Origin of the sequence: Mycobacterium sp. URHB0044 (assembly GCF_000620625.1) — a bacterium.
GTDB lineage: Bacteria > Actinomycetota > Actinomycetes > Mycobacteriales > Mycobacteriaceae > Mycobacterium.
Genome location: NZ_JIAW01000002.1, coordinates 391,983 through 406,704, shown reverse-complemented (window position 1 = coordinate 406,704; position 14,722 = coordinate 391,983). Strand labels below are relative to the sequence as shown.

The following is a 14,722-nucleotide window of genomic DNA, read 5'->3' as shown; positions in this document are numbered from 1 at the left end:
CCTGCCTACTTGATTCCGGTGACCTTGACGACCGTCAGCGGCTGCCGGTGGCCCTGCCGCTTGTGGTAGCCGGTCTTGTTCTTGAACTTGTGGATGCGGATCTTCGGGCCCTTGGTGTGCTCGAGGACCTCACCGGTGACCGCGACCTTCGCCAGGTCCTTGGCGTCGGTGGTGACGTTCGCACCGTCGACGACCAGCGCCACGGGCAGCGAAACGGACGCTCCGGGCTCGGTGTCGAGTTTCTCGACCTTGAGTACGTCTCCGACCGCGACCTTGTACTGCTTGCCGCCGGTCTTGACGATTGCGTACGTCGCCATCGTTTCGTTTCCTCTGCTCGCTCTGCGGGCGCGCGCTACCCGGAGGCGCGTGCGCGGGTCTTGGGGGTGCGGGTCCAAATGTCCCGCTGTCACCGGCTCAGTTGGTCACGGAGCCGAAAGACAACTGCTCAAGGTTACGTGACCAGCGGGTAAGGGGTCAAACCGCCGACTACGCGTCATGAGCTGGTGGTCCTGCTGGCCGGGCGGCCGCTCGGCGGCGGCGAGGGCGTGCCGAAGCCGTGACGAGCGACTCGTCGTCGTCATCGTCCTCGTCGTCCTCGTCCGAGTCGTCGTCGTCATCGTCGTCGTCGTCGTCCGAGTCGTCGTCGTCGTCATCGTCGTCCGAATCGTCGTCGTCGTCATCGGAGTCGTCGTCGTCATCGTCATCGTCGTCATCGGACCCGATCACCTCGATGTCGTCGTCCTCGATGTCCTCGTCCTCGTCGGCTTCCAGAACGACATCGTCTTCGGTGTCATCGTCTTCGGAGTCATCGTCTTCGGAGTCGTCGTCCTCGGAATCGTCGTCGTCCTCGTCGTCGGAGATGGCGTCGTCCTCGTCGGGAATCCGGCCTGCGAGGACCTTCTCGCGATCGTCCTCGACGACGGTCGCCTCGTCGTCGGTCTGCTCGTCCTCGACGTCCTCGTCGCCTTCGGGGCGCCCGTTCGCGGCGGCCATCGCCTTGAACATCGGATGCTCACCCACCGCATGGACCGGCACCTTGGCCACTTGGACGTCCTCGGCGGGGCTGCCCTTCTTGCCCCGCTTGCCGCGCCGGCTTCCGCCGCTCGTCTCGGGTTTGCGACTGGTCGCAGCACCCGAATCCACCGGGTCGCCGTGCATCACGATGCCGCGACCGGCGCAGTGCGTGCAGGTGGTGGAGAACGCCTCGATCAGACCCGTGCCCAGCTTCTTGCGGGTCAGCTGCACCAATCCGAGCGACGTGACCTCCGACACCTGGTGGCGCGTGCGGTCCCGGCCAAGCGCTTCGGTCAGCCGACGCAACACCAGGTCGCGGTTGGCTTCGAGCACCATGTCGATGAAGTCGATGACGATGATGCCGCCGATGTCGCGCAGCCGCAGTTGGCGCACGATCTCCTCGGCCGCCTCGAGATTGTTGCGCGTGACGGTCTGTTCGAGGTTTCCGCCGGAACCGGTGAACTTGCCGGTGTTCACGTCGACGACGGTCATCGCCTCGGTGCGGTCGATCACCAGGGTGCCGCCCGACGGCAGCCACACCTTGCGATCCATCGCCTTGGTGAGCTGTTCGTCGATGCGGTGCACCGCGAAGACGTCGGGGCCGTCGGGGGCGGAGTGCTGGTACTTCGTCATGCGCGGAAGTAGTTCCGGCGCAACGGTATTGACGTAGTCGTTGATGGTGTTCCACGCGTCGTCACCGGACACGATGAGCCCGGAGAAGTCCTCGTTGAACAGGTCGCGGATGACCTTGACCAGCACGTCGGGCTCTTCGTAGAGCGCGATCGCGGCGCCTGCCGCCTTCTTCTTGGTCTCCTCGGCCTTGGCGTCGATCTCGGCCCAGCGTTCCTGCAGCCGGTTCACGTCGGTCCGGATGTCGTCTTCCTTGACGCCCTCCGACGCGGTACGGATGATCACGCCGGCGTCGTTCGGCACGACCTCCCGGAGGATCTCCTTGAGCCGTTGACGTTCGGTGTCGGGCAGCTTGCGGCTGATCCCCGTCGACGAGGCGCCCGGCACGTACACCAGGTACCGGCCGGCCAGCGAAATCTGTGTGGTGAGGCGCGCGCCCTTGTGTCCGACGGGGTCCTTGCTGACCTGGACGACGACGTAGTCACCGGGCTTGAGCGCCTGCTCGATCTTGCGCTGCGCGCCGCCGAGACCGGCAGCCTCCCAGTTGACCTCACCGGCGTAGAGGACGCCGTTGCGGCCGCGGCCGATGTCGACGAACGCCGCCTCCATCGAGGGCAGCACGTTCTGCACGATGCCGAGGTAGATGTTGCCGACCATGGACGCCGACGATGCGGACGTGACGAAGTGCTCGACGAGGACGCCGTCCTCCAGCACCGCGATCTGGGTGTAGCGGGCGCCCTCGTGCGGCGGCTCCGTGCGGACCTTGTCGCGCACCACCATGACGCGCTCGACGGCCTCGCGGCGGGCCAGGAACTCGGCCTCGCTCAGGATCGGTGGGCGGCGCCGACCGGCGTCGCGACCGTCACGGCGCCGCTGACGTTTGGCTTCCAGACGGGTCGACCCGCTGATGCCCTGAATCTCGTTGTTGACGGCCTTGGCCGCCTTCTCCCGCGGCGGGCGCTCGTGCACGACGGTGTTCGGCGGATCATCGGGAGCGAGCGCTTCGTCGCCGTTGCCGTCACCCGCACCGGACTTGCGGCGCCTGCGCCTGCGACGGCGACGGTTGGCGCCCTCACCGGTCGCGCTGTCGTCGTCGGACTCGTCGGAGTCATCGGCGTCGTCACCCTGGTCCGCGGCGTCGTCGTCGTTCCCGTCGGCATCGTTCGGGTCGTCCGGGTTCTGCTCGCCACGTCCACGACCGCGGCCGCGGCGGCCTCGCCGACGGCGCCGGGCGGCGGGACGGTCGCCCTGCTCGTCGTCGGTGTCGCCCGAATCGTCGTCGTCGTCGGCGTCGTCGTCCTCGTCCTCATCGTCGTCGTCGGACTCCAACTGGGGAGGTACGAACGCGACGGGCTGCGGCGCGACGAACAGCGGCAGGTATCCGGCCGGCGAGGCGGTGGCGGGTGCCGGGGTCTCCAGCATGAGGCGCGATTCGGGTTCGTCGTCCTCGACCACGTCGTCGCTCGACACGGCGGCCCCGATGAACGGTGCGGCGTGCGGGCTCGGCGCCTGCTCGTCTAGAGCCTGCGCCGGCGGGTCCTGCCCGGGCTGGGTGTCTTCAGATAGGTCTTGGGTATGGGCATCTTCGGCCACGAATTCTCCTCAAGCCCCCGGGCGCGTCGTTTCGACGCGGCCACGCGAGGGCTTCCGCTATGGGCTCGGGGGTCTTCTCCCGAGCTTGTTTATGGTCTCGCTCCGAGCTGCTCGGGTGAGCACACGGTGCCTGGCTGAATGACGGCTGGACGGTCGGCGCCGCACTTGATGAGTCTCAAGTGGTCGCGCTCGTCGAAGTCTTCATCCGGGCGCCCGACCCTGGTTTGGAGCCGGTCACCCGCAGCCAGTATCCCACACCTGCGAGCGGAAACCGACGAGGCGGCGTCCGAGACCCGTCCGGCAGTTAACGACCGGGGAACCAGAGCGCGATTTCTCGCGCCGCAGACTCGGGCGAATCGGAGCCGTGCACCAGGTTGTCCTGAGTCACGAGGGCCAGGTCACCGCGGATCGTGCCGGGTGCAGCCTTCTCGACGGGGTCGGTTCCGCCGGCGATCTGCCGGAACGCGGCAACGGCGCGCGGACCCTCGACGATGGCGGCCACCACGGGCCCGGAGGTGATGAATTCCAGCAGCGACGGGAAGAACGGCTTGTCCGCGTGCTCGGCGTAGTGCTGCCGGGCGAGCTCGTCGCTGACGGTCTTGAGTTCGAGGGCCGCGATGCGCAGGCCCTTGCGTTCGATTCGGCTGAGGATCTCACCGACGAGAAGTCGCTCGACGCCGTCGGGCTTGACCAGTACCAGGGTCTGCTCAGTCACGTCCGCAGAGCCTACTAGTCAGTAGGGGGACGTTGCTGCCCGGGCAGCAGTCCCCGCTCCTGCCTGCGCTTGACCTCGGCTCGGAGGTAGGCGATCAGCACCCACACCGCGGCGAAGATCACGCCGATGAAGCCGACGGCCACGTGAATGAACGCACCGGCGATCACCACGGCCTGCACGGCGAGATTGACCCAGAGCGCCCACGACCGGCCCTGCATGCCGGCCAGCAGGATCAGCACGACAGCCAGGCCGACGAGGTAACCGCCGCTGACGACCCCGAGACCGCCGTGGGCGTACGAGACGACGGGCAGGGCGAGCAGCACGACGATCGACTCGAGGATCAGCGTGCCCGCCATCACGCCGCGAAAGCTCTTCCACGGATCCGCCGGCGCTGCGGCGGCGTCGGGCTCGTCGGTCATTGCGGATCCCGTCCGAACAGCGTGCGGGCGGTTCCCGCGGTCACCACGGAGCCCGTGATGACCATGCCTGCGCCGGAGAAGCCGTCGTCCTGGCCGGACTCCTCGACGAGCGCGGTGGCCGTTTCGATCGCGTCGGGCAGCGTCGCGGAGCTGATGACGCGGTCGGCGCCGAACCGTTCTTCGGCGCGCAGCGCCAACGCGTCGACGTCCATCGCGCGCGGGGAGCCGTTGTGGGTCACCACGATCACGTCGAACGCCGGCTCGAGCGCGGCGAGGATGCCGTCGACGTCCTTGTCGGCCATCACCGAAACGATGCCGACCAGATAGCGGAAGTCGAATTCGCCGTCCAGCGTGGCCGCCAGCGCGGCCGCGCCCGCCGGATTGTGTGCGGCATCGATGAATACCGTAGGCGCGCTGCGCATCCGCTCCAGGCGACCGGGGCTGGCGACCGACGCGAAGCCGGCCCGGACGGCATCGACGTCGAGCTGGCGCTGCGCGCCCGCACCGAAGAATGCCTCGACGGCGGCCAGCGCCAGCACCGCGTTGTGCGCCTGATGTTCGCCGTGCAACGGGAGGAACACGTCGGAGTAGACCCCGCCGAGTCCCCGCAATTCCAGGAGTTGGCCTCCGACCGCCACTTCGCGGCGCAGCACGGTGAACTCCGAGTCCTCGCGGGCCACCGCCGCGTCGGCCTTGAGCGCCTGCGCCAGAAGCACTTCCATGGCCTCCGGTGTCTGCTGGCCGATCACCGCGACGGTGTCGATGGGGACCAGGTCGTCCTTCTGCCGGACGATGATGCCCGCCTTCTCCGCGGCGATCTCGGCGATGGTGTCGCCGAGGTATTCGACGTGGTCGATGCCGATCGGCGTGATGACCGCGACGGGCGCGTCGACGACGTTGGTGGCGTCCCACCGTCCGCCGAGACCGACCTCCACCACCGCCACGTCGACGGGGGCGTCGGCGAAGGCGGCGAACGCCATTGCGGTGAGGACCTCGAACTTGCTCATCTTCGGACCCACGCCACCGGGAAGGAGCCCGGCCTCGGATTGCTCGTCGACCATGTGCACGAACGGTTCGATCTCGCGGTAGGTCTCGACGTACTGCGCGGGCGTGAGCGGCCTGCCGTCGATCGAGATGCGTTCCACGGCGGACTGCAGGTGTGGGCTGGTGGTGCGGCCGGTGCGCCGGTGCAGCGCGATCAACAGCGAGTCGATGAGCCGGACCACCGACGTCTTGCCGTTGGTCCCGGCGACGTGAATGCTCGGGTACGCGCGCTGCGGCGACCCGAGCAACTCCAGCAGCGCTTCGATCCGCGCCGTGCTGGGTTCGATCTTCGTCTCCGGCCAGCGCTGGTCGAGGAGGTGCTCGACCTGCAGCAGCGCGGCGACCTCGTCGGGCGTCGGTTCGGTCATGACAGGCCGGCGAGACGACCGTTGATGCGCTCCACCTCTTCGGTGGCAATCTGACTGCGCTCCCGGATCTTGTCGACGACCGCCTCGGGAGCCTTGGCGAGGAACGCCTCGTTCCCCAGCTTCGCGGCGGTCTGGGCCAGTTCCTTCTGCGCCGCGGCCAGGTCCTTCTCCAGCCGGCGGCGCTCCGCGGCGACGTCGACGGTGCCCGAGGTGTCGAGTTCGACGACGACCGTGCCGCCCGACAGCCGAACCTCCACCGACGCCGACGGCGCGAAACCGTCGGCCGGTTCGGTCAACCAGGCCAACGCGCTGACGGCGGCAACCTGGGTGTCCAGGTCGGCAGCGGAGACTCCGACCAGCCGGGCCGGCACCCGCTGACGGTCGTTCAGACCCTGGTCGCTGCGGAACCTGCGCACCTCGGTAACGAGCTTCTGCATGTCCGTGATCCGTTGGGCGGCAATACCATCCAGGGTGATCCCGGACGGCGCCGGCCAGTCGGCGATGACGAGCGACTCGGCACCCGGCGCATCCCCCATCAACGTCTTCCACAGCGTCTCGGTGACGAACGGCATCACCGGATGCAGCATCTTCAGCAGACTGTCGAGCACGGCCGCCAAGACGGCGTTGGTGGGCCCGTCCGGCCGGTCGGCCAGTTGCACCTTGGCCAACTCCAGATACCAGTCGCAGAACTCGTCCCACGCAAAGTGGTAGATCGACTCGCACGCCCGGCTGAACTCGTAGCCGTCGAACGCCGAATCGACTTCTGCCCGAACCTCTTCCAACCGGCCGAGGATCCAACGGTCGGCGTCGGTGAGGGCATCGACGCCTGGCAGCGGCGCCGGGGCGGCGCCGTTCATCAACGCGAACCTGGTGGCGTTGAACAGCTTGGTGGCGAAGTTGCGGGACGCGCGGGCGTGATCCTCGCCGATCGACAGGTCGCCACCGGGGCTGGCGCCGCGCGCCAGGGTGAACCGCAGCGCATCCGCTCCGAACGTCTGCACCCAGTCCAGCGGGTCGATGCCGTTGCCCTTGGACTTGCTCATCTTGCGACCGAACTCGTCGCGAATCAGCCCGTGCAGGAAGACGTTCTCGAACGGCACCTGCGGTGCACGCTGTCCCCCACCGGTGATGGTGTCGTCGTCGCCGACGAACGTGCCGAACATCATCATCCGGGCCACCCAGAAGAACAGGATGTCGTATCCGGTGACGAGAACGCTGGTGGGATAGAACTTGTCCAGCTCGGGGGTGCGGTCGGGCCAGCCCATCGTGGAGAAGGGCCACAGTGCCGACGAGAACCAGGTGTCGAGCACGTCGGGGTCCTGCTCCCAGCCCTCCGGCGGTGTCTCGTCGGGTCCGACGCAGACCTTCTCACCGTTCGGCCCGTGCCAGATCGGGATGCGATGGCCCCACCACAGCTGCCGGGAGATGCACCAGTCGTGCATGTCGTCCACCCAGGCGAACCAGCGGGGTTCCAGGCTGGCAGGGTGAATCACGGTGTCGCCGTTGCGCACCGCGTCACCGGCGGCCTTAGCCAGCGACTCGACCTTCACCCACCACTGCAGCGACAGCCGCGGCTCGATGGGCTCGCCGCTGCGTTCGGAGTGGCCAACGCTGTGCAGATAGGGCCGCTTCTCCTCGACGATCCGCCCTTGTTTGGCGAGCGCCTCGCGGACCGCGACGCGGGCGTCGAACCGGTCCATGCCGTCGAATTCCGTTCCGGTATCGGCGATGCGGCCCTTCGTGTCCATCATCGACGGCATCGGAAGCTGGTGGCGGACACCGATCTCGAAGTCGTTCGGGTCGTGCGCCGGGGTGACCTTGACTGCGCCCGTGCCGAATTCGGGGTCGACGTGCTCGTCGGCGACCACCACGATGTCGCGGTCGAGGAACGGGTGCGGCAAGGTCTTGCCGACCAGGGCGCGGTAGCGGTCGTCGTCGGGGTGCACGGCGATCGCGGTGTCACCGAGCATCGTCTCGACCCGGGTGGTGGCCACGACGAGGTGCGGTTCGTCGTCGTTCATCGAGCCGTACCGGAACGACACCAGCTCGCCCTCGACGTCCTCGTAGCGGACCTCGAGATCGGAGATCGCGGTCTGCAGGATCGGCGACCAGTTCACCAACCGCTCGGCCTGGTAGATCAACCCCGCGTCGTAGAGGCGCTTGAAGATGGTGCGGACCGCGCGGGACAGGCCCTCGTCCATGGTGAAGCGGTCACGGCTCCAGTCGACGCCGTCCCCGATCGCGCGCATCTGCCAGCCGATGGTGCCGCCGGACTCACGCTTCCAGTCCCACACCTTCTCGACGAACAGTTCGCGGCCGAAGTCTTCCTTCGTCTTGCCGTCGACGGCGAGCTGCTTCTCCACCACGCTCTGGGTGGCGATGCCCGCGTGGTCCATGCCGGGAAGCCACAGCACCTCGTAGCCCTGCATGCGCTTGCGGCGGGTGAGCACGTCCATCAACGTGTGGTCCAGCGCGTGCCCCATGTGCAGGCTGCCGGTCACGTTCGGCGGGGGCAGCACGATCGAATAGGGCGGCTTGTCGCTGGTCGGGTCGGCAGTGAAGTAGCCGGCGTCGACCCAGGCCTGGTACAGCTCGCTCTCTACCGCGCTCGGGTCCCACGTCTTCGGCAGGGACTGCACCCCTTGGGTGTCGGCGGAGTTTGAACTGGCGGTCACCTCGACATTCTAGGAAGACCGGCGACCGCATCGCGAAAGCGGTGTTACTTCTTGCCGCCCAACAGCCCGCCGAGGATGTCGCCGAGGGCGCCCCCGCCCTGACCGCCGCCCCCGAGCACGCTGCCGAGGATGCTGCCCAGCGGGTTGTCGTTGCCGCCACCGCCACCGCCTCCCGCGCCGGACAGAATGCTGCCGAGGATGTCACCGAGACCACCACCGGAGCCCTGCGCCTGAGGTTCGGCCGCGGCGCCGCCGCCGCGGTTGCTGAGTTGCTTGCCGATGTAGGCGAGCACGATGGGCGCCAGAATGGGCAGCAGTTTCTGAATCAGGTCGCCGCGGCCTGCCCCACCGCCCGCGAGCGCCGAGGCGACCTGGCCGGTGTCATTGCCGCCGAAGATCTTGGCGACGGCCTTGGAGCCGTCGGCCTCGTCGACCTGGTCCACGCTCACGCCGCCGTCCAGCAGCCCGCTGGCGGCGTGCGTGCTGGCCGCGTTCTCGATGGTGGAGGCGCTGTCGGGATCCTGGGCGTTCTGCTGAAGACCGCCGACGAGAAGCGGTACCAGCGTGTGAATCGCGCTGTTCACCTCCCCTTCGTCGGCTCCTAGTCTGCTCGCAATCTGTTGCGTGGGAATCTGATTGAAGAGTTCGTCGAGACCGGGCATGGCACGTCCACCTTCGTCGCTGGGATGTTGCACAACCGCATTCGCGACACTAGCCGCTGCGATCTTGACTGACAGGCGTTCCGCTCGGGCGAGATCAGTCGAGACGTTCGGTCTCCAAGGTGACTCCGGCAGCGGGAAGACGGCTCAGCAGGACGTCACCCATCGCTGCCGCAGGCGTCAGCACGCCCCGCAGGTCGGAGAGCTGCTCGCGGTCGAAGGCGAGCGCGAGCCCACACTCCCCCAACAGCACCGACGTGGCCTTGTACCCGGGGTCGCCCTGCTGGGCCATCGTGGCGCGGTAGCGGGCACCCGTCGACGTGATGGTGTACGTCTCCACGCGGTAGTGGCCCTTCTCCCTGGCCCGCTCGCTCGGCCCGGTGCCGGGCTTGGGCAGGACGCGATCCAGCACGCCGCGCGGCAGCTTGTCGAAGTATCGGCTGCCCAAGCCGAAGACGGCGGCGTTCACGGCGGTACCCACGGCTGCGGCCACCGGTGCCACCACCGATGAGCCGACGCTCATGTTCTCCGCGTAGCGGAAGTCGGGGCCGTACGCCCAGTCCAGCAAGGCGTTGCTGCGCCGCACGAGTCGCGCGTTGGTGGCGCCCATCACGAAGGCGCCGGTCCAGGTGCCCGCCAGTTCGGGGGCGATGTCGCGACCGCGCCGCCACGGGGTGTCGGACTGGTGCCCGAACTCTCGCTCCCCCGAACGGTCGGTGGTCAGGGTGTACGGGTCGCTCATCAGCCGACGTGCCTCGGGGTCGGTCGACGACGTCGCCATGACCTCCAGCATCGACGCGACGGTGCCGCCGGACACGCCGCCGGCGAAGCGCCGCACCACCAAGTTGGTTTCACCTAGGTGGCCTGCACCGTCCCGCTGCGCCGCCTGGTACAGCGCGTAAACCGTGAGATCCGAAGGGATGGAATCGAATCCGCAGGAGTGCACGATCCGGGCACCGGTGTCGGCGGCCTGCTTGTGGTAGGTGTCGATGCTCTCTCGGATGAACATCGTCTCGCCGGTGAGGTCGGCGTAGTCGGTGCCTGCGGCGGCGCACGCGGCAACCAGCGGCAGTCCGTACTTGGTGTAGGGACCGACGGTGGTGACAACCACCCGGGCCTTGGCCGCCATGTCCGCCAGCGACGAGGGCGACGCGGCGTCCGCGGTGATCAGCGGCCATTCCCGTGCCGCCTCACCGAGCGACTCGCGCACCGCGAGCAGGCGTTCCGCGGACCGGCCCGCAAGCCCGATCCGTGCCGTGCCACCGGCCTTGGCGAGGTAGGCGGCGGTGAGTTTCCCGACGAATCCGGTGGCGCCGTACAGGACGATGTCGAGTTCACGCTGCGCTGCGGTCATGACCCCAACCTACCGACGGGCGGGCCCATCAGCCGAGGATCTCCGGGACCCCTGCCTGCTCACCGAGGACATGCTTGCCCAGGAATGCCGTCACCACCTGGTACCAGATCTTGGCGTGCTGCGGGGCCAACACCCAGTGGCCTTCGGTCGGGAAGTAGAGGAATTCGTGCAGGCTGGTGCCGTCGTCGGCGGCGGGTAGGCCCGAGTCGGTCAGCAGCTCGTACCACAGCCGTAGGCCTTCGCCGATCGGCACGCGGTAGTCCTTGTCGCCGTGGATCACCAGCATCGGCGTCCGGATGGCTGCGACGTGCCGATGCGGGCTGTTCTCCTCGGCCATCTGCGTGGTCATCTCACGCGCCCACCAGTACGCGCCGTCGGTGGTTGGCCCGAACTGGTCGAGCGCCCAGAGGCTGGCGTGCGTGACGACGGCGTCGAACCGGTCGGTGTGGCCGGCGATCCAGTTGGCCATGTATCCCCCGAATGAACCACCCATCGCCGCGGTGCGCGTGCCGTCCACTCGAGGGTGCGCAGACGCCGCGTCGGTCGCGGCCATCAGATCGGTGTAGGGCGCGAAACCCCATGCGCCCCAACCACGCTGGATGAATTCCTGGCCGTACCCCGTCGACAGTGCCGGGTCGGGCATCAACACGGCGTACCCCCGGGCCGTCAGCAACCACGGATTCCACCGCCAGTGCCAGGAGTTCCAGCTGCCCAACGGGCCGCCGTGGATCCACAACACCAGCGGCGCCTTGCCGTCGCCGGCGGGCAGCGTCAACCACGACCGGATCGGGGTACCGTCGGGCGCCGCGGCGGACACCTCCGTCAGATCACCTGGCAGCACCGGCATTTCGACGCTGGGCAGCACCGTCACGGTGCCATCGGGGTCGATGCGGACGGGATGCGGTGGCGTCGCGTAGCTGCTGCGCAGCGCGTAGACCACGCCACCCGGCGCGGTCCGCACGTCGGAATAGGTGAAGTCGTCCTCGGTGAGCCGGGTGACCTCGGACGTGGCGGGGTCGACGACGAATACCGGACCCCGGCCCGCCTCGTCGGCCGTGACGACGAGGTGTGTGCCGTCGGCCGACCAGGCGACCGAGGTGGGCCAGCGATCCCATGCGGTGGCGATCTCGACGAAGTCCTCACCGAAGCGCATGAGGCACAGCGTGATTCGCGGCGCCAGCGACGGCGTGGAGATGGTCTCGCGGGTGAATACGACGGCGGTGCCGTCTGGTGAGACGGCCGGGGCCTCCAGGTCGGCGGCGGGGTCGTCGGCGATGACGCTGCGTTCACCCGTGCCGACGTCGATGCGGACCAACTTGCTGCGCAGGGATGCGCCCGGGCCTGGTGCGTGCCACGACGTCACGACGAATCGCCCGTCCCGGCTGACGTCGAGGTGCGCTTCGCGCATGGCCTGGCCCGGGTTTGGGGTCAGGTCACGGACGCCGGATTCATCCCCCGAGTCGCTGCGCTCCCGCCCGCCGGAAACTTCCAGTAGGTGCGGCAGCGCCGGTCCGATGTCGTGGTCCCAGTGCCGCACCGGGTAGCCGGTGTGCAGAACGGCCGAGACCTTGGCGTCCTTGCGCAACGCCCGCAGCCGCTCGTCGTCGTCGACGCCGGTCGCCGACGGCAGCAGGGTGGTGCCGACGAGCGTGACCTCGGCTTGCCGGGCGGCGTGGACGGCGTCGACGCCACCGGGCAGTTCGAGAATCTGCGTCGCCTCGCCGCCTGACACCGGAAGCCGCCACAGGGATGCCGGTGGTTCGTCGTCCTCGCCGGTGGCGCGTGCGGCGAGGAACAAGAGGTCGTTGCGTGCGGTGAACGTCGGCGCCGACTCTCCCTTGGCGCCGTGGGTCAGCTGTCGCGCGGGCGCCTGGCCCGTGGGATCCAACTCCCAGATGGCGCTGACGAACTCGGTGCGCTTGTCGTTGAGTTCACTGATCGTCGTGACGACGCGGGACCCGTCGGGCGATACCGCCAGGCCGGACACGCGCGGGAGGGCAAGGAAGTCGTCGAGATCGTCGAACGCTGTCGGGCTCACCTGCCGTTGGTAGCACACCGCATGCAGCGCCTCGACCTCTTGCGGCCTAGGTTTGATTTTCAAACCAACACCTGACAGGCTGGTCGGGTGTCCACCGTGCCGCTCGCGGATCTACCGGGACGTCCGTGTCCGATCGCCGCTGGGCTCGAACTCGTCGGTGAGCGGTGGTCACTGCTCGTCGTGCGGGAGATCGCGGTGGGGGCCACCCGGTTCAGCGACATCGTGCGCGGCACCGGGGCGCCCCGTGACCGCATCGCGGCCCGGCTCAAGACACTGGCGAGCGCCGGCATCGTCAAGCGGGTGCCGTATCAGAGCGCCCCGCCGCGCGACGAATACCGGCTCACCGATGCCGGCCGGGCCCTCATCCCGGTCCTCGACGCCCTGCTGGAGTGGGGCACGAACCACGCCATCGACCCAGACGATCCGGACCGGCTGCGCCGCTACTGGACCATCGCCGAACAAGAGGAGAGAGCTTGACCGCCGAACTGAGCGAAACCTTCGAGGACTCCTGGGGCGAGCGTCGCTCGAAGGTCGTCGAATGGCACGACCCCGCTCCCACCACGGCCAGGGGCCTCGCGATGGCGGGCATCGACTACCTGCGCGCCATGGCCGACAGGGCGTTGCCGCCGCCGCCCATCTCCGGACTGATGGACTTCGAACTGGTGGCGGTCGATCCCGGCCGGGTCGTCTTCACGTGCCGCCCCGACGAATCCACCTACAACCCGATCGGCATGGTCCACGGTGGCCTGGTCTGCACGCTGCTCGACTCCGTCGTCGGATGTGCATTGCAGAGCACGCTGCCGCAGGGCAAGGGATACACGTCCATCGAGATCAAGGTGAACTACCTCAAGGCGGTCCGCCTGACCAGCGGCCTGCTGACCGCGACCGGCACCGTCGTCAAGTCGGGGTCACGGGTCGGCTTCGCCGAGGGCGTCGTCACCGACCCCGCCGGCGCGATCGTCGCGACCGCCACCAGCACGCTGTTGGTATTCGACCTCTGACCAGGTAAACCCGCGTCGCCACGCTAGTTTCGTCGCGTGGGGAAACGCATCGTGGTCGTCGGCGCAGGCATCGCGGGACTGGCGACGGCCGCCGCACTGCAACGCAACGGCCATCGGGTCACGATCGTCGAGGAACGGAAGGACACGTCGTCGGGCGCGGGGATCAGTATCTGGCCCAACGCCCTGGCCGCCCTCGACGAGCTCGGTCTTGGTGACGCCGTCCGCGCGTCGGGCGGCCAAGTATCCGCAGGCGCCATGCGTTGGCGTGATGGATCGTGGCTGCGCCACCCGTCGCCGGACCGGATGACGCGCGCACTCGGCGAGCCGCTCGTCGTGATCCGGCGCGCGGTGCTGATGGACCTGCTCGCCGATGCGCTGACCGACGGAACCATCGAATTCGGTTGCCCGGTAATCGAACTCGTCGCGACCGGCTCGGGTGTGCGGATCACCTTGGCTGACGGCACGGCCCGCGAGGCGGATGGCGTGGTCGGGGCCGACGGTGTGGGCTCGGTGGTGGCGCGTCATCTCAACGGTGCGTTGCCCCGCCGCTATACCGGTTACACCGCGTGGCGCGGCGTCGCCGACCATTCGCTGGACCCGAACTTGTCCGGCGAGACCGTGGGCTCGGGAACCGAATTCGGCCACGTGCCCCTCGGCCCGGATCACACCTACTGGTTCGGCACCGAACGCAGCCCGGAGGGCCGGTGCGCGCCCGAGGGTGAACTGAACTATCTACGGTCGAAGTACTCCGGCTGGGCGGACCCGATTCCCACGTTGTTGGCGGCGACCGATCCCGACGACGTGCTGCGCAACGATCTCTACGACCGGGCCGGGGCCCGGCAGTGGGCGCGCGGTTGCGTGGTCCTCGTCGGCGACGCCGCCCATCCAATGCGGCCCCACCTGGGCCAGGGCGGCTGCCAGGGCCTCGAGGACGCCGCGATCCTGGCGCACTACGTGGGATTCAACGACGATGTCGGGCACGAAGACGACCTGCCTGCTGCGTTCGCGCGTTTCGCCGACTTCCGTCGGCCCCGACTGCGGTCCCTGATCCGTGAATCGAGGCTGCTGGGCGAGATCGTCAACGTCCGGCCTTCGTTCGTTGGTGCCGCCGTGATGCGGGCCTCGGCGCTGGTGCCGGAGGCACTCCTGACCCGCCATCTGGCGTCAGTCGCGTCCCGGTCGGCATTTGCGCTACCCCAGGGCGGCCGTTAG

Annotated in this window: 12 protein-coding genes; 3 read left to right on the top strand and 9 right to left on the bottom strand. The window is 68.6% G+C overall.

Annotated elements, in window-relative coordinates:
- Window positions 1-5 precede the first annotated feature (5 nt).
- The 9 genes from rplU to N536_RS0106020 all read right to left on the bottom strand — a co-directional run bounded on the left by rplU (window position 6) and on the right by N536_RS0106020 (window position 12,509).
- Window positions 6-317 carry a 50S ribosomal protein L21 gene (rplU, locus tag N536_RS0106060; RefSeq protein ID WP_029112793.1) on the bottom strand — a complete coding sequence of 104 codons (312 nt, stop codon included), beginning with the start codon at window positions 315-317 and terminating at the stop codon, window positions 6-8.
- Between the two features lie 169 nt (window positions 318-486).
- The gene (locus tag N536_RS0106055) at window positions 487-3,237 is read right to left on the bottom strand and encodes an Rne/Rng family ribonuclease (protein ID WP_029112792.1); all 2,751 of its coding nucleotides are present in this window, start codon (window positions 3,235-3,237) and stop codon (window positions 487-489) included.
- A gap of 304 nt (window positions 3,238-3,541) precedes the next feature.
- A complete protein-coding gene (ndk, locus tag N536_RS0106050) occupies window positions 3,542-3,952 on the bottom strand; it encodes a nucleoside-diphosphate kinase (RefSeq protein ID WP_029112791.1) in 411 nt (136 codons plus the stop codon).
- A gap of 14 nt (window positions 3,953-3,966) precedes the next feature.
- On the bottom strand, window positions 3,967-4,371 hold the full coding sequence (locus N536_RS0106045; protein ID WP_029112790.1) for a DUF4233 domain-containing protein: 405 nt from the start codon (window positions 4,369-4,371) through the stop codon (window positions 3,967-3,969).
- Window positions 4,368-5,783: a folylpolyglutamate synthase/dihydrofolate synthase family protein gene (locus N536_RS0106040; RefSeq protein WP_029112789.1), complete on the bottom strand. Its 1,416-nt coding sequence runs from the start codon at window positions 5,781-5,783 to the stop codon at window positions 4,368-4,370. The genes N536_RS0106045 and N536_RS0106040 overlap by 4 nt, the downstream gene beginning before the upstream one ends.
- Window positions 5,780-8,458: a valine--tRNA ligase gene (locus N536_RS0106035; RefSeq protein WP_029112788.1), complete on the bottom strand. Its 2,679-nt coding sequence runs from the start codon at window positions 8,456-8,458 to the stop codon at window positions 5,780-5,782. Before N536_RS0106035 ends, N536_RS0106040 begins: the two co-directional genes overlap by 4 nt.
- 44 nt (window positions 8,459-8,502) lie before the next feature.
- Window positions 8,503-9,120: a DUF937 domain-containing protein gene (locus N536_RS0106030; protein WP_029112787.1), complete on the bottom strand. Its 618-nt coding sequence runs from the start codon at window positions 9,118-9,120 to the stop codon at window positions 8,503-8,505.
- A gap of 94 nt (window positions 9,121-9,214) precedes the next feature.
- A complete protein-coding gene (locus tag N536_RS0106025) occupies window positions 9,215-10,471 on the bottom strand; it encodes a trans-acting enoyl reductase family protein (RefSeq protein WP_029112786.1) in 1,257 nt (418 codons plus the stop codon).
- Window positions 10,472-10,499: 28 nt separating this feature from the next.
- Window positions 10,500-12,509, bottom strand: a complete 2,010-nt coding sequence (locus N536_RS0106020; protein WP_029112785.1) for a S9 family peptidase — start codon at window positions 12,507-12,509, stop codon at window positions 10,500-10,502.
- A gap of 87 nt (window positions 12,510-12,596) precedes the next feature.
- Between N536_RS0106020 and N536_RS0106015 the strand changes: the two genes are divergently transcribed.
- Genes N536_RS0106015 through N536_RS0106005 form a run of 3 tightly spaced genes read left to right on the top strand, consistent with a single transcriptional unit; the run spans window position 12,597 to window position 14,722 of the window.
- Window positions 12,597-12,986: a helix-turn-helix domain-containing protein gene (locus tag N536_RS0106015; RefSeq protein WP_029112784.1), complete on the top strand. Its 390-nt coding sequence runs from the start codon at window positions 12,597-12,599 to the stop codon at window positions 12,984-12,986.
- The gene (locus tag N536_RS0106010) at window positions 12,983-13,510 is read left to right on the top strand and encodes a PaaI family thioesterase (RefSeq protein ID WP_051574273.1); all 528 of its coding nucleotides are present in this window, start codon (window positions 12,983-12,985) and stop codon (window positions 13,508-13,510) included. The genes N536_RS0106015 and N536_RS0106010 overlap by 4 nt, the downstream gene beginning before the upstream one ends.
- Window positions 13,511-13,546: 36 nt before the next feature.
- Complete coding sequence (locus N536_RS0106005) at window positions 13,547-14,722, top strand: FAD-dependent oxidoreductase (RefSeq protein ID WP_029112782.1); 1,176 nt, start codon at window positions 13,547-13,549, stop codon at window positions 14,720-14,722.

Coding starts and splice junctions, on each gene's coding strand:
- rplU (WP_029112793.1), bottom strand. CDS start 317: ATGGCGACGTACGCAATCGTCAAGACCGGCGGCAAGCAGTACAAGGTC.
- N536_RS0106045 (WP_029112790.1), bottom strand. CDS start 4,371: ATGACCGACGAGCCCGACGCCGCCGCAGCGCCGGCGGATCCGTGGAAG.
- N536_RS0106040 (WP_029112789.1), bottom strand. CDS start 5,783: ATGACCGAACCGACGCCCGACGAGGTCGCCGCGCTGCTGCAGGTCGAG.
- N536_RS0106030 (WP_029112787.1), bottom strand. CDS start 9,120: ATGCCCGGTCTCGACGAACTCTTCAATCAGATTCCCACGCAACAGATT.
- N536_RS0106025 (WP_029112786.1), bottom strand. CDS start 10,471: ATGACCGCAGCGCAGCGTGAACTCGACATCGTCCTGTACGGCGCCACC.